This is a genomic window from Candidatus Accumulibacter phosphatis (assembly GCF_000024165.1).
GTDB classification, from domain to species: Bacteria; Pseudomonadota; Gammaproteobacteria; order Burkholderiales; family Rhodocyclaceae; genus Accumulibacter; species Accumulibacter phosphatis.
Map to the genome: position 1 here is coordinate 1501120 of NC_013194.1, position 14420 is coordinate 1515539.

15 protein-coding genes are annotated in these 14420 nt (G+C 61.8%); 8 read left to right on the forward strand and 7 right to left on the reverse strand.

The features are described from left to right. The first annotated feature begins 176 nt into the window (after nt 1-176). Nucleotides 177-407 carry a CCDC90 family protein gene (locus CAP2UW1_RS06600; RefSeq protein WP_041567737.1) on the forward strand — a complete coding sequence of 77 codons (231 nt, stop codon included), beginning with the start codon at nt 177-179 and terminating at the stop codon, nt 405-407. A gap of 242 nt (nt 408-649) precedes the next feature. On the opposite strand, the gene CAP2UW1_RS06605 is transcribed toward CAP2UW1_RS06600, so the two are convergent. The 5 genes from CAP2UW1_RS06605 to CAP2UW1_RS23590 form a co-directional block, all read right to left on the reverse strand. Further along, nucleotides 650-847, reverse strand: a complete 198-nt coding sequence (locus tag CAP2UW1_RS06605; RefSeq protein WP_041567738.1) for a hypothetical protein — start codon at nt 845-847, stop codon at nt 650-652. A 48-nt stretch (nt 848-895) separates the two neighbouring features. Next, nucleotides 896-2809, reverse strand: a complete 1914-nt coding sequence (locus CAP2UW1_RS06610; protein WP_015765881.1) for a 2Fe-2S iron-sulfur cluster-binding protein — start codon at nt 2807-2809, stop codon at nt 896-898. A 65-nt stretch (nt 2810-2874) separates the two neighbouring features. Beyond that, nucleotides 2875-3372, reverse strand: a complete 498-nt coding sequence (locus tag CAP2UW1_RS06615) for a hypothetical protein (protein WP_015765882.1) — start codon at nt 3370-3372, stop codon at nt 2875-2877. A 230-nt stretch (nt 3373-3602) separates the two neighbouring features. Next, nucleotides 3603-4052: a DUF29 domain-containing protein gene (locus tag CAP2UW1_RS06620; protein WP_015765883.1), complete on the reverse strand. Its 450-nt coding sequence runs from the start codon at nt 4050-4052 to the stop codon at nt 3603-3605. A 104-nt stretch (nt 4053-4156) separates the two neighbouring features. Continuing rightward, nucleotides 4157-5728 (reverse strand): hydrogenase iron-sulfur subunit, encoded by a 1572-nt coding sequence (locus tag CAP2UW1_RS23590; RefSeq protein ID WP_015765884.1) that lies wholly within the window; start codon nt 5726-5728, stop codon nt 4157-4159. A 266-nt stretch (nt 5729-5994) separates the two neighbouring features. Here CAP2UW1_RS23590 and CAP2UW1_RS06630 point away from each other — a divergent pair, with 266 nt between their 5' ends. The 6 genes from CAP2UW1_RS06630 (at nt 5995) to CAP2UW1_RS06655 (ending at nt 9833) form a co-directional block, all read left to right on the forward strand. Further along, nucleotides 5995-6207, forward strand: coding sequence for a prepilin-type N-terminal cleavage/methylation domain-containing protein (locus tag CAP2UW1_RS06630; protein ID WP_291933855.1), 213 nt, complete (start codon nt 5995-5997; stop codon nt 6205-6207). A 393-nt stretch (nt 6208-6600) separates the two neighbouring features. Continuing rightward, nucleotides 6601-6786 (forward strand): type IV pilin protein, encoded by a 186-nt coding sequence (locus CAP2UW1_RS06635; protein ID WP_015765886.1) that lies wholly within the window; start codon nt 6601-6603, stop codon nt 6784-6786. Between the two features lie 27 nt (nt 6787-6813). After that, entirely contained in the window at nt 6814-7203 is a 390-nt protein-coding gene (locus tag CAP2UW1_RS25355) for a hypothetical protein (protein ID WP_015765887.1), read from the forward strand. Nucleotides 7204-7268: 65 nt separating this feature from the next. After that, on the forward strand, nt 7269-8072 hold the full coding sequence (locus CAP2UW1_RS06645) for an ABC transporter permease (protein ID WP_015765888.1): 804 nt from the start codon (nt 7269-7271) through the stop codon (nt 8070-8072). Nucleotide 8073: 1 nt separating this feature from the next. After that, nucleotides 8074-8925 (forward strand): hypothetical protein, encoded by an 852-nt coding sequence (locus CAP2UW1_RS06650; protein ID WP_015765889.1) that lies wholly within the window; start codon nt 8074-8076, stop codon nt 8923-8925. Next, nucleotides 8922-9833: an ABC transporter ATP-binding protein gene (locus CAP2UW1_RS06655; protein WP_015765890.1), complete on the forward strand. Its 912-nt coding sequence runs from the start codon at nt 8922-8924 to the stop codon at nt 9831-9833. The genes CAP2UW1_RS06650 and CAP2UW1_RS06655 overlap by 4 nt, the downstream gene beginning before the upstream one ends. A 120-nt stretch (nt 9834-9953) precedes the next feature. Here the strand turns inward: CAP2UW1_RS06655 and CAP2UW1_RS06660 are convergent, their stop codons facing one another. After that, nucleotides 9954-11084 (reverse strand): phosphatase PAP2 family protein, encoded by a 1131-nt coding sequence (locus tag CAP2UW1_RS06660; RefSeq protein ID WP_015765891.1) that lies wholly within the window; start codon nt 11082-11084, stop codon nt 9954-9956. 85 nt (nt 11085-11169) lie between these two features. Here CAP2UW1_RS06660 and CAP2UW1_RS06665 point away from each other — a divergent pair, with 85 nt between their 5' ends. Beyond that, complete coding sequence (locus CAP2UW1_RS06665; protein ID WP_015765892.1) at nt 11170-12672, forward strand: hypothetical protein; 1503 nt, start codon at nt 11170-11172, stop codon at nt 12670-12672. Here the strand turns inward: CAP2UW1_RS06665 and CAP2UW1_RS06670 are convergent. After that, nucleotides 12656-14248 carry a hypothetical protein gene (locus CAP2UW1_RS06670; RefSeq protein WP_015765893.1) on the reverse strand — a complete coding sequence of 531 codons (1593 nt, stop codon included), beginning with the start codon at nt 14246-14248 and terminating at the stop codon, nt 12656-12658. The two genes, CAP2UW1_RS06665 and CAP2UW1_RS06670, sit on opposite strands and share 17 nt — an antisense overlap. Nucleotides 14249-14420: the final 172 nt, after the last annotated feature.

Below are 14420 nucleotides of genomic sequence, written 5' to 3' on the forward strand. Positions count from 1 at the left end.
GGTGCGCCACCCGTACTCGATGGAGTGTGCCTGAGTTTCTTCTCCATCCAGCCCAATGAACGCCGATGCCGTGGTCTGAAGTAACGCTGCAAGCGCCATCCTCAAACGATCTGGCATCGCCAACAAGGTGTAGCGCCCGTTGCCGGCGGCTTGTCAAGTAGCGTAGGATGACGCCCATGAGCACCCTCACTTTTGACACCCACAAAGTCGTCAAGCGCCTGATGGAGGCCGGCATGCCCGAGGCGCAGGCGGAGATTCTCGCGGAAGAGCAGGCCCGCTTGATTGACGAGAGGATCGCCACCAAGCTGGACATCGCCGAGGTCAAAGCCGAGTTGGTTCTGGTCAAGTGGATTGTCACCACTGTGCTGGCTCTGGCGCTGGCGAACTTCGCCAAGCAGTTCTTCTAATCCATCACGGCGACACCGCAAGAGCAGCGATCGGACGGATCAGCGCCGATGCACACAAGCATCTCGGGTAAGTCCTTAGACCAGCATGCGGCGACAGGAACCTGGTTGTCTCCTCGCAGAGGATTCCCAGGCACGCCCTCATTGCCGGCGTGTGTGGACGTGTCGTCGCTTTCTCCAAGATCGAGCGCTCTGCGTTGCGACGACTTTTCAGATGTGCTTGCGGATGTCAGCAACAACCCAGTTTACCGATCGATTGCCGCCGCTATCCGATCGTCCGGCCTTCCTGCGGTAGGTAGGTCGACAACCATTTGTACGTCCTCCAGCTTGCGCTTCTCGAAGCGACGCGAAACGGATTGACTGACACCCTTCTCGGATGTCTGCTCAAGTCGCCCGATGATGCGCGACAGCGGCTGGCCCAGTTGTTTTGCAAGCGGCGTCACGAGGATTCCTGACCGACGCCATCCTGCGCGCCATGGTTCACCGCCCATCTACTTCCGGGGCTGATACGCCATCGAGCGTGCCGAGAGGCTGAAGGCATCCGAGAAGCAGGCACCGTCCTCGGCCCCGTGCTGCTTGAGGAAGGGGAAGATCGCCTCGATCATGCGCACCGAGCCGCAGGCGTAGATCTCGTGCTGCTTGAGTTCGGGGAAGTCTTCGAGAATCGCTTCATGGACGAGGCCGGTGCGGCCGCTCCACTGGTCTTCGGGCGCCGCTTCGGAGAGTACCGGGATGAAGTGGAAGTTGGCGTGCTCGCGCGCCCAGCGCGTGGGCAGCTCGGGCAGGTAGAGGTCCTTGAGGCCCTTCACGCCCCAGTAGAGGTGGATTTCACGCTTGAGCCCGCGTTTGAAGGCATCCTCGACCATGCTCTTGACCGGCGCAAAGCCCGTTGCACCGGCGACGAAGACGATCGGCCGATCCGACTCGCGCAGCGAGAAGTCGCCGATCGGTCCCTCGAAGCGGACCTCATCTCCCTCCTTCATCTGCTCGAAGACGTGCGTGGTGAAGCGGCCGCCGGGCATCAGGCGAATCTGCAGTTCCACGAATTCGTCCTCGTGCGGCGGATTGGCAAACGAGAAGGCGCGGCGCTGACCATCGTCGAGAATGATGTTGACGTATTGGCCGGCCTTGAAGCGGATCTGCTGCCCTTCCGGGAGCTTGAGCAGGACGCGCATGACGTCGTGGGTGAGTTTCTCCATCATGACGACGCGGGCGGTGTATTCCTGGAAACTCCTGGCGAAGGCGCCGGCCTCGTACTCGATGACGGCGTCCTCGAGCGCGGTGGCGCAGCACATCAGTACCTTGCCCTGGGCCAACTCCTCGGCCGAGAGCGCGCTCGGCTGGTAGAGGCCGGGATCGACCTTGCCCTGCAACACCGTGCACTTGCAGACGCCGCAGCCGCCGTTGCGGCACTCGTAGGGCAGGTCGATTTCCTGGCGCAGGCCGGCGTCGAGCAGCGTTTCGTCGAAGCGCGCGTTGACCGACCGGTGGTCCGGGTGGAAGGTGATCGAAGTCAGCGCCTTGGCCGAACCCAATCGTTTGGGCGGTAACCAGGGAACCAGGAAGAGCAGGGCAGTCAAACCCAGCACCCAGTACCAGACGTGCAGTGGCGGGAGTATGTAAACCAGCGCCAGCACCGGCAACTCGAACCAGTCGAACTCGATGTTGGTCGGCACCACCGCCATGTCGGCTTCGCCACCCTGGCTGAGAATCGGCTTGACCAGCGCCAGGGCGATGAACATCAGTGTCACGGCGATGGCGATCGGCTGCGGCGGGTTGATGTGCGCGCGCGGCACGCGCTGCACGTGCACCCACATGATGATGGCGACGATCAGCGGTGCGCCGATGTGGATGAAGGCGAGCAGCGTGAACAGGCGGCTATTGACGGTTTCCAGGTAGAGGAAGTTGCGGATCAGCGTGCCGTTGAACATCGGCAGGATGTCGAACCACTCGGCGGTGGCGATGACCACGAACTGCGCCAGCTTGTCCCAGACCAGCATGAAGCCATTGACGCCGGCGATGTAGACCAGCCACAGCAGCGCGACGCCGGTCAGCCACGAAAACGAGCGGAAGCCACGATAGCGGTCGTAGGCGAAATGCCGCAGCATGTGCAGCAGCATCGTCAGGATCATGCCGTCGGTCGCATAGCGGTGGATGCTGCGCAGAATCCCGCCGGCCCACCACTGGTTGTGCGTGATCCGCTCGACCGAGTCGAAGGCGTCATGCACGCCGGTGTCCGCGAAGATGTACAGGTAGAGGCCGGAGCCGACCAGCAGCCAGAACTGCCAGAAGCTGATCGTCCCCAGATGGTAGAAGGGGTTGAGCTTGTCGCCGAAAGCGATGTTGAAGACGTTCTCGATGCGCATGAAGAACCAGCGCACGATTCGTTGCAGAAGTTTGACCATGGTCGATGTCGGCTCGAAAAATGGGTGAGGCGTGAGTGCTTACCTGACAGTCGCTGCGGCAGCGATCATTTGAAGAACAGGCCGCCGCGGTCCGGGTTGAAGTCGATCACCATCACCTGTGCCGGAGCGAGCGTGATCTGCTCGTCCTTGACGTAGTCGAAGCCCGGTTTCACGAGGTTGTCGTCCATTCGGACGGCCAACTGATGGGTGCCCGCCTTGACCTCGAAGCGCTTGTAGACGGTCGACACGCCATCCTTGTACAGGCCGGTCGGATGCATCACGGTGCGGAAAACGGGCTGGCCGTCGAGATCGACTTCCAGCCGGATGTCGGAGCGCTCGCGCGGACAATCCATCGGCGCGCGCATGTTCGGCGGCATCTTCGCCAGTTCTTCGGGCGTGCGCTTGCGGCACTCGCGGTCACCGAGGTGGCTGATCGACAGCTTGATCAGCGCGACGTCGTTCGGGATTTGCTGGTACTTCGGCCAGGTGGCAAAAACGCCGATGAAAGCGGCAAACGCGCCGTAGAGAATCACCTGGCCGACGATGGCGGTGGGTTTGAGCATGGTGTGAAGCGCTCCGCAGAGAGAGTGAAAGTTCGAGAGCGTCTGCGATGCGCAGGAAGACGCGACGCACGCCCTTGCGCAAGCCTGGGTGGAAGGCGCCCACTGGCCTTCCCGACCGGTGTCGGCGCTGCTTATTAGTTATTGATTATATTGACAGCGTCACCGCGGCGAATTGACACGTGTCAAATCCGCGGACGTAACCGACGTAAACCTCGGGCTGTGGGCGCTGGCTACCGGTCGGCAGCAGGTTCGCCGGGGAGCCACTCGCCGCACAGGACTTGCCCCTGAAAAGACCATGGGCAGCACTCAGGGAAATCCGCCAGGCCGGTTTCGGTGGCCGCCAGAGCCACCGCGTCTGCCCAGATTTCCGCATTCCAGTCGTCGTCGGACAACACGGCCTGGAGACTTGGCGCTTTGGCTAGGCGTTTGCTGATCCCTTGCCGTTGCGCCCTGATCGTCCGCTGCCAGTTCGCTCCTCTGCGGTCAGGTTGGAACTGCCACTTGAGAAGATGCGCCAGCAGGATCGCCATCCGACTGGCCAACTCACGCTGTTCGCTCTTGCCCACGTCTTCGATCTCCTCAGCGATATGCTCGATATCCAGTCGGTCGAACTGCCCGGCGCGCAAGAGCCTTGCCTGTTCATTTGCCCAGGCGATGATGTCCTTTTCGTAGGTTTGCACGACGCTTCTCCTTTTTGTGTGGACTCCCACCCTATCGCTTTAGGCTAGGCAAGCTTCCTGGTCGTGTCAACTCGCCCGTCGCTCCGTCGCTGACGGCCACGGGTTCAAGCCTGCGGGGGCGCGCTACGCCGATAGGGGGGAAGTCTGTCGCTCGTCGCCGGCTGCGAGTCGAGGCGGCTTCTGAAGTCGGCCAGCGCATCGGCCAGCCTGTCGTCGTCGTGCGCCGAGGCGAGAACGACTTGCAGACGCGATGGCGGAACGGTCCGGCGCAGATGCGGTTCGCGCTCGCCGAGCAGGCGTTGCTGGGTCCACTGCTCGCCGAGGCGAAAATCACAGCCGCCGGCGCGGCAGGCGGTAACGAGGACGCCGTCGGCCCCGGCGCGCAGCGCGTATTCGACGAAGGCCGGAGGTAACTGGCCGGTGCAGAGAAGATCGATCACGGCGGTGTCGGTGGCGGCCAGCGTCTTGGCGTCGGCGCCACGTGCGCAGGAGAAGACGACAATGCGGGTGCGGCCAGTGAGTCGTGCCAGCGCCATCTCGAGTTGCTCGCGCAGCGCATTGACCGGTTGCTGCGGCATGTCGATGCCGGTGACGAGAATCTCGCGTCGGCGGAAGGGCGTCGACGACGGGCAGGACCCGGCGCAGATCCCGCAGCCCGCGCACAGATCGGCGTCGACGACCGCGAGTTTCAGCCCCGGTCGCCGCGGGTGTGGCCGCATGGCGATCGCCGCATAGGGGCAGTCGGCCAGGCAGCGGTCGCAGCCGGTGCAGTTGGCGGCGTCGACGACGGCCACCGGCGCTGGCGCGGGGTGCGGCAGGACGGGCAGAGCGAAGAGCAGAGCGGTGACGCCGAAGAGCAGCGACCAGACGATCGCCGGCGAACTGATGTCGGTCAGCGGATGGATGAACAGGATGAACCAGTCGAAATCCAGCGCTCCGGGGATCACCGCCAGATTCGCCGGTGGGTTGCTGAGTGCCGGTCGGAGCAGCGCGAGGAGGACCAGCGCCGCCAGCGTGCCGAGCATCACGCGCCGCGACGGCAGGTAGTCGACGTGCGCAATGCGGTGGACATGCGCCCAGAGGCCGAGGATCAGCAGCAGCGGCACGCCGATATGGACGAAGATCAACATCGTGAAGAAGCGGTCGTTGATCGAGTCCGGTGCCAGGAAGTTGCGTGCGGCGGGTTCGCTGAAGATCGGCAGCCAGTCGAGCAACTCGGTGGTCGCGGTGGCCGACAACTGCGCCAGTTGGTCCCAGACGATCCAGTAGCCGCCGATTCCCGCGGCGTAGGCGAGCCAGATCAGTGGTATGCCGGTCATCCACGAATAGAGGCGAAAGCCGTGGTAGCGCCCGTACGCCCATTCGCGAACGAGGTGCAGCAGCATCACCAGCATGAAGCCGTCGGAAGCATAGCGATGCAGGCTGCGCAGGACGCCGCCGAGGTACCACTGCTCCTGCGAGAGGTAGCCGATCGAGCTGTAGACGGCGTCGATGCCGGTGTCGAGCACGGTATACAGATAGAGGCCCGTGCCGACGACGATCCACAGCAGATACAAGCCGATCGCGCCAAGGTGGCGCAAGGGGTTGTCCTGGCCGCCAAAGGGAGCATCGAGAGCTTCTTCGATGCGCAGGAAGACGCTGCTCGCGCCCTGGCGCAATGTGGCGTGGAAACTCACGGAGGGGTCTGGACGAATGCGGACGGGGATTGCTCGCCCTCTATTGTATTGGCGGGGTGCTTGTGCCGAATTGATACCGGTCAATTCCAGGAAGTGCACGCTGCAACCAGCTGTTGCTGGCAGCCTCGCCCCGCGAGATAGCCGGTTCCGGCACTCGGTCCTCGGCAGCGTTAGCGTTACTGCAACAAGGGACCGCTCCGCCGTGGCTTTGGTGCGGGTTGCGAGATGGCAAGAAACTTGCTGGTGGCCACGCCATGAAATGTGCGATGTATCCACGAAAGAAGCCCTTGATCCCTATGAAATCCCGGCGGGGCTTTGCCCTGATCGAGCTTATGATCGTGGTTGCGATCATCGGCATCTTGGCTGCGATCGCCATCCCGCAGTTTGTGGACTACACGAGGAAGGGCGAAGACAAGGCGGCGCAATCCGATGCGCGCAATTTCCTGACGGCCGCGCTTCTCGTGAACTCCGGAGAATAAGCACTTTCCCCGGACGCGGGTCAGTCATCCAGCGGTATCCTCCCGGTGCACGGCGGTTCGCCGTGGCCGGGCGTCGCCTCCAGCCGTATATGAAGGACGTCGCAGCTCCTTGGCAGCTCCTTGTATTCCTCTGCCGGCATCCGCAACCAGCTGGCAGGGTGCCCTCGTGACGCTACGCCTGCTATCCAAATCCGTGGGTAAAGCTCGAAGAAACCGTGCCAAACGGCAAGGCGGCTGACAATTTTCGTCAGGCAGGTGACGCTATTGGAAAGGTGCGGCTGGGGCTCCGTACCAACCCGGGCGCCTCTCAGCCTGCTTGCGCCTTGGCATGGAATTTGATTGCATCAATCGCAACGGATTGTCCGTTGTTCTCACTGGAAGGAGTTCAAGACCATGAAGAAGCTGCAGAAAGGCTTTACCCTGATCGAACTGATGATCGTTGTGGCCATCATCGGTATTCTGGCCGCGATCGCCATTCCCCAATTCTCTGACTACACGCGCAAAGGCGAGGATAAAGCGGCCCAGTCGGACGCGAGAAATATCCTGACCTCGGCCGTCGTCAACTCGTCCCCAGAGTAAGTCCTTTCCCTTTTTGTTGGAGGTCCCATGAAAAAGATTACGCTCTCTTCCGCCGTATTAGTCACGTTGCTTGGTTCGGCTTCTGCGTTTGCCGCTACCATTTGTCCGGGGGCATCGGCTCCGGCTGCTGGTCCGGGAATAGTGCCCGCAAGTGGCGTGGCAGGCACCAACTACATGATGAGGCCCATCGCGCCCAAGTGCTCGGCGAACACGCAGGTGGATGGAACGGATGGCACGTCCGGCGCGTGGTTTGCCGTCGGAGCCAATTCGGTCAAAGGAAAGAATAGCTTTGGCGGTCATACCAACGGTGGCGCGGTTGCCGCATTTCGTGCGTGTGGCATTCCGGGGGGCTGTACCGCAGGCGAGGCGAGTGCTGCCAGAGCCGATGCCAATACCAAGGCGGCGGCCAGCACCTGATCGGCGGGATCATCGGACCAAGAAAGGCGCCTCCGATGTGCGCCTTTCTTTTTTTGGGGTCGTAAGTGCTGCAGTTTTTTCTTTCTTCGTGGCGGGCAGGTTTTCGCGATCGCACGTTTCTTGCGGTCTTCGCTCTCGGCGTGGCCTTGGTCGCGCTTGCGTACCTGTCCGCATCGTTCTCTCCCCGCCAGCCTCTGACGGTCGCGCTTGATGTTGGGCTTTCGGGGTTTCGTTTCAGTCTGGTGTTGTTCGCCATCATCCTGACGCAGGATCTGGTTGGCCGCGAGATTGAGAAGCGTTCGGTCGTCCTGACTCTCAGCTATCCCGTTCATCGGGCGACATATCTGATTGGCCGCTATCTCGGAGTCCTGGCCTTAACGGGTGTGGCAGCGCTCTTGCTCGGTTTGCTGCTCTGGACTGCGGTGATCACGCTGGGGGTCCACTATGATCAGGAGTTCCGGGTCAGTCTGGGCGTTCCCTATTGGGCGACAGTGTTCGGCGTGTGGGTTGATGTAGCGGTGGTGGCTGCATTCTCGTTATGGATTGCCACGTTGTCGACTGTCCCCATGCTCGCCTTGGTACTCGGCGCGCTGTTTGCCATCGCTGGGCGGGCGGTGGGTGCCGTTTTCGATTTTCTGGAAAAGGGGGCCGAAGGACAAACCGAGTTGGTCGTCCGCTTTGGGCCAGCGCTGGACACCATTCGCTGGGTGTTGCCCGATTTGTCGCGCCTTGACTGGCGCGTCTGGCCAATGTACGGCCTTCTCCCAGACATGCAGGCCATCATGCTGAGCCTGCTTATGGCTCTCGCGTATTGCCTGGCGATGATCGGTTTTTCGGTCCATGCCTTCTCCAAACGGGAGTTTTCCTGAAATGGCGGTAGTCGGAGGGCGTACCGGACTGGCTCTGGGAGTGCTATCGTTTGTGGTCTACGCGGCCCTCGTCCCGGCCCTGTATGCCCGTCCGCGTCCCCCATCGTCGGGTGAGATGGAGGTGGCCGTACCGCGGTTTGCCCAAGTGCTGATGGCAGCAGGGGACCGCTATCTGGCTGCTGATCTGGCCGGTTTCAGGGCGCTGGTTGCGTCTACGGAGAAAATGGACGCCGAGAACTACCGAATTCTCGCCATCGTGCAGTCCGATATCTCCTGGTTCAATCCCGCCCATGAGGACAACTACTACATTGCCGCAGCGATCTTGCCCTGGAATGGTGAGGTTGCAGCCGCGCAAGATATCCTGAGGAAAGCCAGTGACGCGCGGCCCTTTGATTGGCAGCCAGCTTTTTATTACGCCTTCAATGCCATCCACTTTCTGAAGAATCCCCAGATGGGTGCGGAATGGATGAAGATTGCCGCAGACCATGCGTCCGATGATATCGAGAAGATTCAGCTTCAACAGGTGGCCGCGCAGTGGGCTGGCAAGGGCGAGGACCGGGAGTTTGCCATTCGCCTGCACCGGGCAATGGCCAAGGAAACCCGGCACAGGTCTTTCGCCGGTTTCCTGGAGAAGCGCGCGAATCGTCTGGAGAACCTGTTGATGCTCGACCGCGCGATCGCCCGTTACGACGAACTGACCGGGAAGCCGCCGGTTCGCCTGCAGCAACTCGTGGACATCTCGATCCTGCCGGCTATTCCATCGGATCCTTTCTTGATGCAGTACGTGATCGACGCCAACGGCAAGGCGCAGGTCGTCCAGCCACGCGCGGCCGAGTCGGGGAGACCGCGGTGACGTACGCGATCCTGGTGGAGGGTATTCACAAGACCTATTCTGGTGGCTGGAGAAAGCCTTCGAAGGTCGCCCTGAAAGGTATCTCTCTGAGTATCGACGCGGGTGAGACCTTCGGCTTCATAGGACCGAATGGGGCCGGCAAGAGCACGTTGATCAAAATTCTGATCGGCGCCCTGCTGCCGACGGCTGGCAGCGCCTCGTTGTTTGATTGCGACGTGCGCGAACCGGAGGCGCGCCGGGGGCTTGGCTTTGTTCCCGAAAATCCGAGCCTGCAGGATTTCCTGACTCCTTACGAAATCCTGCTGATGGGGTTGCGCCTGCACGGTCTGCGTATCGGTGACGAGCGCAAGCACTGCATGCACTGGTTGGAGCGCTTCGATCTCGCGGCGGTTGCCGACAGCCGCCTACGCGGGTTTTCCAAGGGCATGCTGCAACGGACGGCGCTGGCGCATGCCCTGGCCATCAAACCTAGGCTATTGATCCTCGATGAACCGCTCTCGGGACTCGATCCAGTCGGTCGGAAGGATGTGGTCGATATTCTTGACGAGTACCGTCAACAGGGAGGCACACTGTTCTTCTCGTCGCACGTGCTGCATGACGTAGAGCGTATTGCCGACCGCTTCGGGCTGATCCATCGCGGGCAATTGCTGACCATCCGCTCGCCGCAGGAACTCGCCGCCGATCAGGCCGACCGGTTTGTTCTGCGCTACCGCGGTGGAGCGCCGATCGAGGGCTGCAGCGAAGTGCGGCCGGGCCTTTTTACTCTCGATGCCGGCGCGGCCGACTTGCCTGCCTTGATCGCGCGGGTCAACTCCTGCGGCGGCGTTCTGCAGGACGTGAAACCCAGCGTGTCGCTAGAAACCGTGTTCTTCAGGACCATCTCGTCGAGTGACGTGGCAGGCCGGTAAGGGCCGAGTTGCGATGGCAAGGAGGAGGGCGGCAAGCGCCATTGCACAGGCCGCTCTGCTTGCTTGACCACGACGGCGTCGTTTCGGAACTGACGATCCTGTTCCGGGCGCAACGGGGAGCTAGTCCTGGACAATGACCGCTGGACGCCGATAGCGGACCGCGGCGATGACGATGCCGGCGAGGACAACTCCGCCGAGTACGTCAAAGAGATAGTGCCAGCCCAGGACCAGCACGGCGACGATTGACGAGCACCAGAACAGTCCGGAGAAAGCCAGCATCAGCGGTGCCCGCCGCGAATAGAAGAACATGATCGATTCATGGGCCATATGCAGGCTCGGCATGCACGCGATGAACGCGAAGGTGTCGATCTCGGTCAGGGTTCCATGCATTGAGGCGTTGGTCGCCTGCCAAAGAAAGCTTTGGATATCGGCCGTGAACACCGCGCCAGTCTTCAGGTAGGCAAACGCACCCGGATCGTAATAGACCGGTCCGAAGGCCGGGAAGAGGTAATACGACAGTCCGCCAAGGAGGTAGCACAGGGACAGGGTTGCCACGTAACGCCATTGTTCGCCTTGTTCGCCACGTGCAAAGAGGAACAGGGCGACAAGAGCCATGTGGTGAAAAAAGAGGTAATACACCCAGTCGCTGAGGTGGACGACCAGCGGGTTTCGCTCTGCCCAACGGGCGATGGTCAGGTACAGAGGCTGTCCGAAAATCATTCTTTCACCGGCGATCAGCCATTCGTCAAGGATGATGCCCGTGACGAACAACTGCGACTTGAACACGGTGAAGACGTAACTGACCAGCATCAGGATGCACACCGTCGACGACAGTCCGAGCAGTGCAGCGGGCAGGTCGCGATCACGTAATGAGTTAAGCAGGAGGAGGGCGACCGGGATGATGCATGCGCGGTCCCAGACGGTGTAGCTCGTGGAAGCGCTCAAGAGGAGACAAGCGACGCCGACGGTCAGCGTTCCGGCAAACAGGAAATGCGATAAACGCCAAGGGGTTGTCGTGGTTCCACCAGGTGCGGCCTCCAGCCTTGCCGCGAGCAGGACGATCAATGCCATGACCATGAAATAGGCATCGATGATGGCCTGCCAGAAAAGCTCCAGCGTGCGGGACCAGCTATACTGGCGAGGAAGGTCGCTGGACGTGTGTATGCCGGCCGCGCCGAGCAGCAGGACGGCGCCCAGAATGAGTAACAGTTGGGCTGCCGGCGGCATCGACTTGAGGCGTGACGAAAGCATGCGAGAAGACTTGAAACATCCTTGGCAACGCAACAAGACAATGTCCGCTAGCGGATAAGACGACATTCTTGCATTCTTTTTGCCCATGCCCAAGCTGCCGAGTGAGTTGAGCGTGCCCGACGGCCCACGGTGGGGCCCGCCGGTGCTCCTTCTGCTGACCATCGTGGTCGCCATACTCCCCTTCTGGGTCGTCAGCGTTCCTCCCTCGACCGATCTCCCGCAGCATCTGAGCCAGATTTTTCTCTTCGAGGAGACTCTCGCCGGGAACCGGCCCGAACTCGTCGTGACTCCCTGGTATTACCCGAATACGCTGGTCTATGGCCTGATCTACAGCTTTTGGCTGGTCGCGGACCCGCTTGTCGCCGGGCGCCTGACACTGAGTGCTCTGGCGGCAGGCTGGCTGTTGGGCAGTTATGCTCTGGCCAGATGCCGCAGGCGCCAGATCGAGAGTTGGCTGATCGGCGTGCCTCTCGTGTTCAACTTCCTCTTCTACTGGGGCCTGCTCAATTTCCTCGTCGGCTGGCCCGTCTTCTGCCTGTTCGTCGTGGTCGCCAGCCGCCGCCCGGGCTGGTTGCAGGCCGCGGGCATGGCTGGCACTGCGCTGCTTCTCTACTATGCGCATGCGCTGTGGTTCTTGATGGCCAGTGTCTGGGTGATTGCGAGATTCGTCGACAAGCAGCCCGGCTCATGGCGGTTGTCCCTGGCATCGCTGGTTCCGGCGTGGGTGCTCGCCTGTATCTGGTATCCGCAGTTGGCCATGAACCGGCAGGCCAGCGGTGTGTCGACCATGCCGGAGTGGAGCACGATGCCCCTGGAACGTGCCAAACTGGAGTATTTCGCCAATGCGGCGCAAGGAGGCCTGCAGGGGAGTCTCGAACAGATGTTCGTGATCATTCTCGCTGCCTGGATTCTTCTCGCGGTGGTGACCCGCTGGCGGCAATTGGACGCTGAAATCGACAGGCCGCTGTTCCTTGCCGCCCTCGGGCTTCTCCTGGCCTACTGGGTGCTGCCGTGGAACTACATGAACACGATATTCTTCAACCAGCGCTGGCTGCCCTGCGCTCTTGTGCTGCTTCTGTTGGCTCTGCCGGCTCCGCGCATGGCCAGGGTGTATGGGATAACGGTCGGCCTCGGCCTTACGCTGATCTTCTCGCTCGCCACGATCAAGTCGTGGCGAGACTGGGATGAGGAACAGATGGGCGGGTTTCTCGCAAGTGTTCAACAACTCAACAAGGCAGACCGCGTCTTTGGCGTGGACATGGATGGTGGCAGCATTTACGTCAAGGGCAGGCCCGGGTTGCAGTTGTCGTCCTACGCTCAGGCATTGCGCGGCTGCGATACCAACTTCAGCTTCACGGAGCACTACAGCGGTATCGTTCAGTACAGAAACCCGGCTCATGTCAACCCGACCCGCGAGTTGGTCTGGTCTCCCTATCGGTCGAAGCCGGACCACCTGGTTGGCTTCAACCGGGTGCTGATCAACGGCGACGCGAATCTGCATGAATTTGCTCGCCAGCGCCTGAAGATCGAACCCATCGACGACAGCAGGGCTACGTGGCGCCTTTACCGGATCAGTGGCCAGCCGTAGCGGCGCCGTCACAGATCCGCGGGTAATCTGCGTAGCGAAACTCCGCCTGTCGTTCGATGGAGCGCAAGAGATTGTTGTAGGAGATGTCTCGCTCGCGCACGATATGCGTATAGCCGGATGTCAGCGCCTTACGCAGTGACGCCACTTCCTGGCAGTAAGCCCCGTCGGCGTGCGGGTCGGTCGCTTCGCTTGCGCGGCCTTCTTCCCGTTCTCGGAACGCGCGCTCGGCATTGACTGCCGCCGTCAGTGCGGCTGCCGCGTAATCACGGGGAATCGTTCCCGCCAGGGACTCGGCTTCGGCATACTGGCGCTTGGGCAGCAGCGTGTAGATGACTTGGTCCCGAATGGCGTTATGGAAATGCGGTTGGCGCTCATACTCCCTGGTACGCAGGGTGCCCCCGAGTTCCCAGTCGGCCATGCGCATCCAGGTGATCACACCCATCGGCACCGTCAGCAGCAGCAAGAGCGGAATGATGCGCCGTGGTAGCCCGGCCCGCCCGAGGATGTCAACCAGAACCAGAACCAGTCCGCCAACCGACACGAAGAGAAAACGCTCGCTGGCCATCGACCAGGTCGTGAAAGGGAGGAACTGAAGATAGACCAGCCAGGGGGATACGGCCATGACGATGCCGAGGGGCCACAGTGCCCGCCGGACGCAGAGCGTGCGCAGGGCCAGCAGCACGAGCAGCAAGCCGAGCCCGGAACCAAGCCAATGCCATTCGCCCAGCCGATACACATCGTGGTAGAGGCCAAGCGGATAGGGCACCAGCAGGAGGCTGCCGAGGGTGCTGAAAATCCGCGATGCGCGGTCGAGGACGATCAGCGCGCCAGGGTGGTTCTCGATGCGAATGCCGGTGGACTCGGCCATCTGCATGTGCACGACTGCCGCGACGACGACGACTGCCCAGGGCAGCAGCAAGCTGGCGACTTTCCGTCCGACAGGAACGGTGGTGGCATGGCGCCAGCAGGCAGCAAGCAACAGGGTCAGGAAGAGCACCTGGGTCATTCCCGCGGCTTTGCTGAAACACGCGCATAGCAGCAGTAGGGCGGCCAGTACGCTGTTTCCGACGGGCCAGCCCGCCCGCAGCCCGCGCGCAAGAGTCGCCGCCGCGAGGAAGCCGAACGTACCAGCCATCAGGTCCTTGCGGGAAGCGACCCAGGCGGCGGCTTCGACATGCGCGGGGTGGACCACGAAGAGCACGGTACCGCACAGAGCCAACACCCCGGCCTGGTTCACCCAGGCCGGTCGAAAGAGCAGGATGAGTTCCCGGACCAGCCAGAAGAACGCGATCGCCGAAAGCGCGTACCAGGCGAGATTGGAAAAGTGGAAGCCCATTGGTTCATCGCCGAACAGACGGAAGTCGAGCCAGTAGGTGAAGTCGCGCAGCGGCAGGAACTCCCAGCGATTGGCCGGTTTCTGGAGGAAGAGATGCAGGTCGGTCCACGGCAGTTGGCGCACCATGCGGTTGTTGAAAGCCAGGTAGATCTCGTCATCGGCGAAGAGCTCGTGATACAGACTCGGCAGAAAGAGGCAGAAACTGCAGACGAGCAACAAGGCTGAGGTCGTTCGCAGCATCCTCCAGTCCGCATTCAGCCCGTTCACGAGACCCCGCCCATGTGCTCGGAGATCGGCATGAGAGGAAGAAGATGCCGCTCAACTGCCTGCGGCCAGCGCTCCTGCCGCCCAGATGGGGCGTCGCTGGCCTGGACGACCCAGCGTTGGCCCTGGCGCTCGCCGAAGTCAGTTG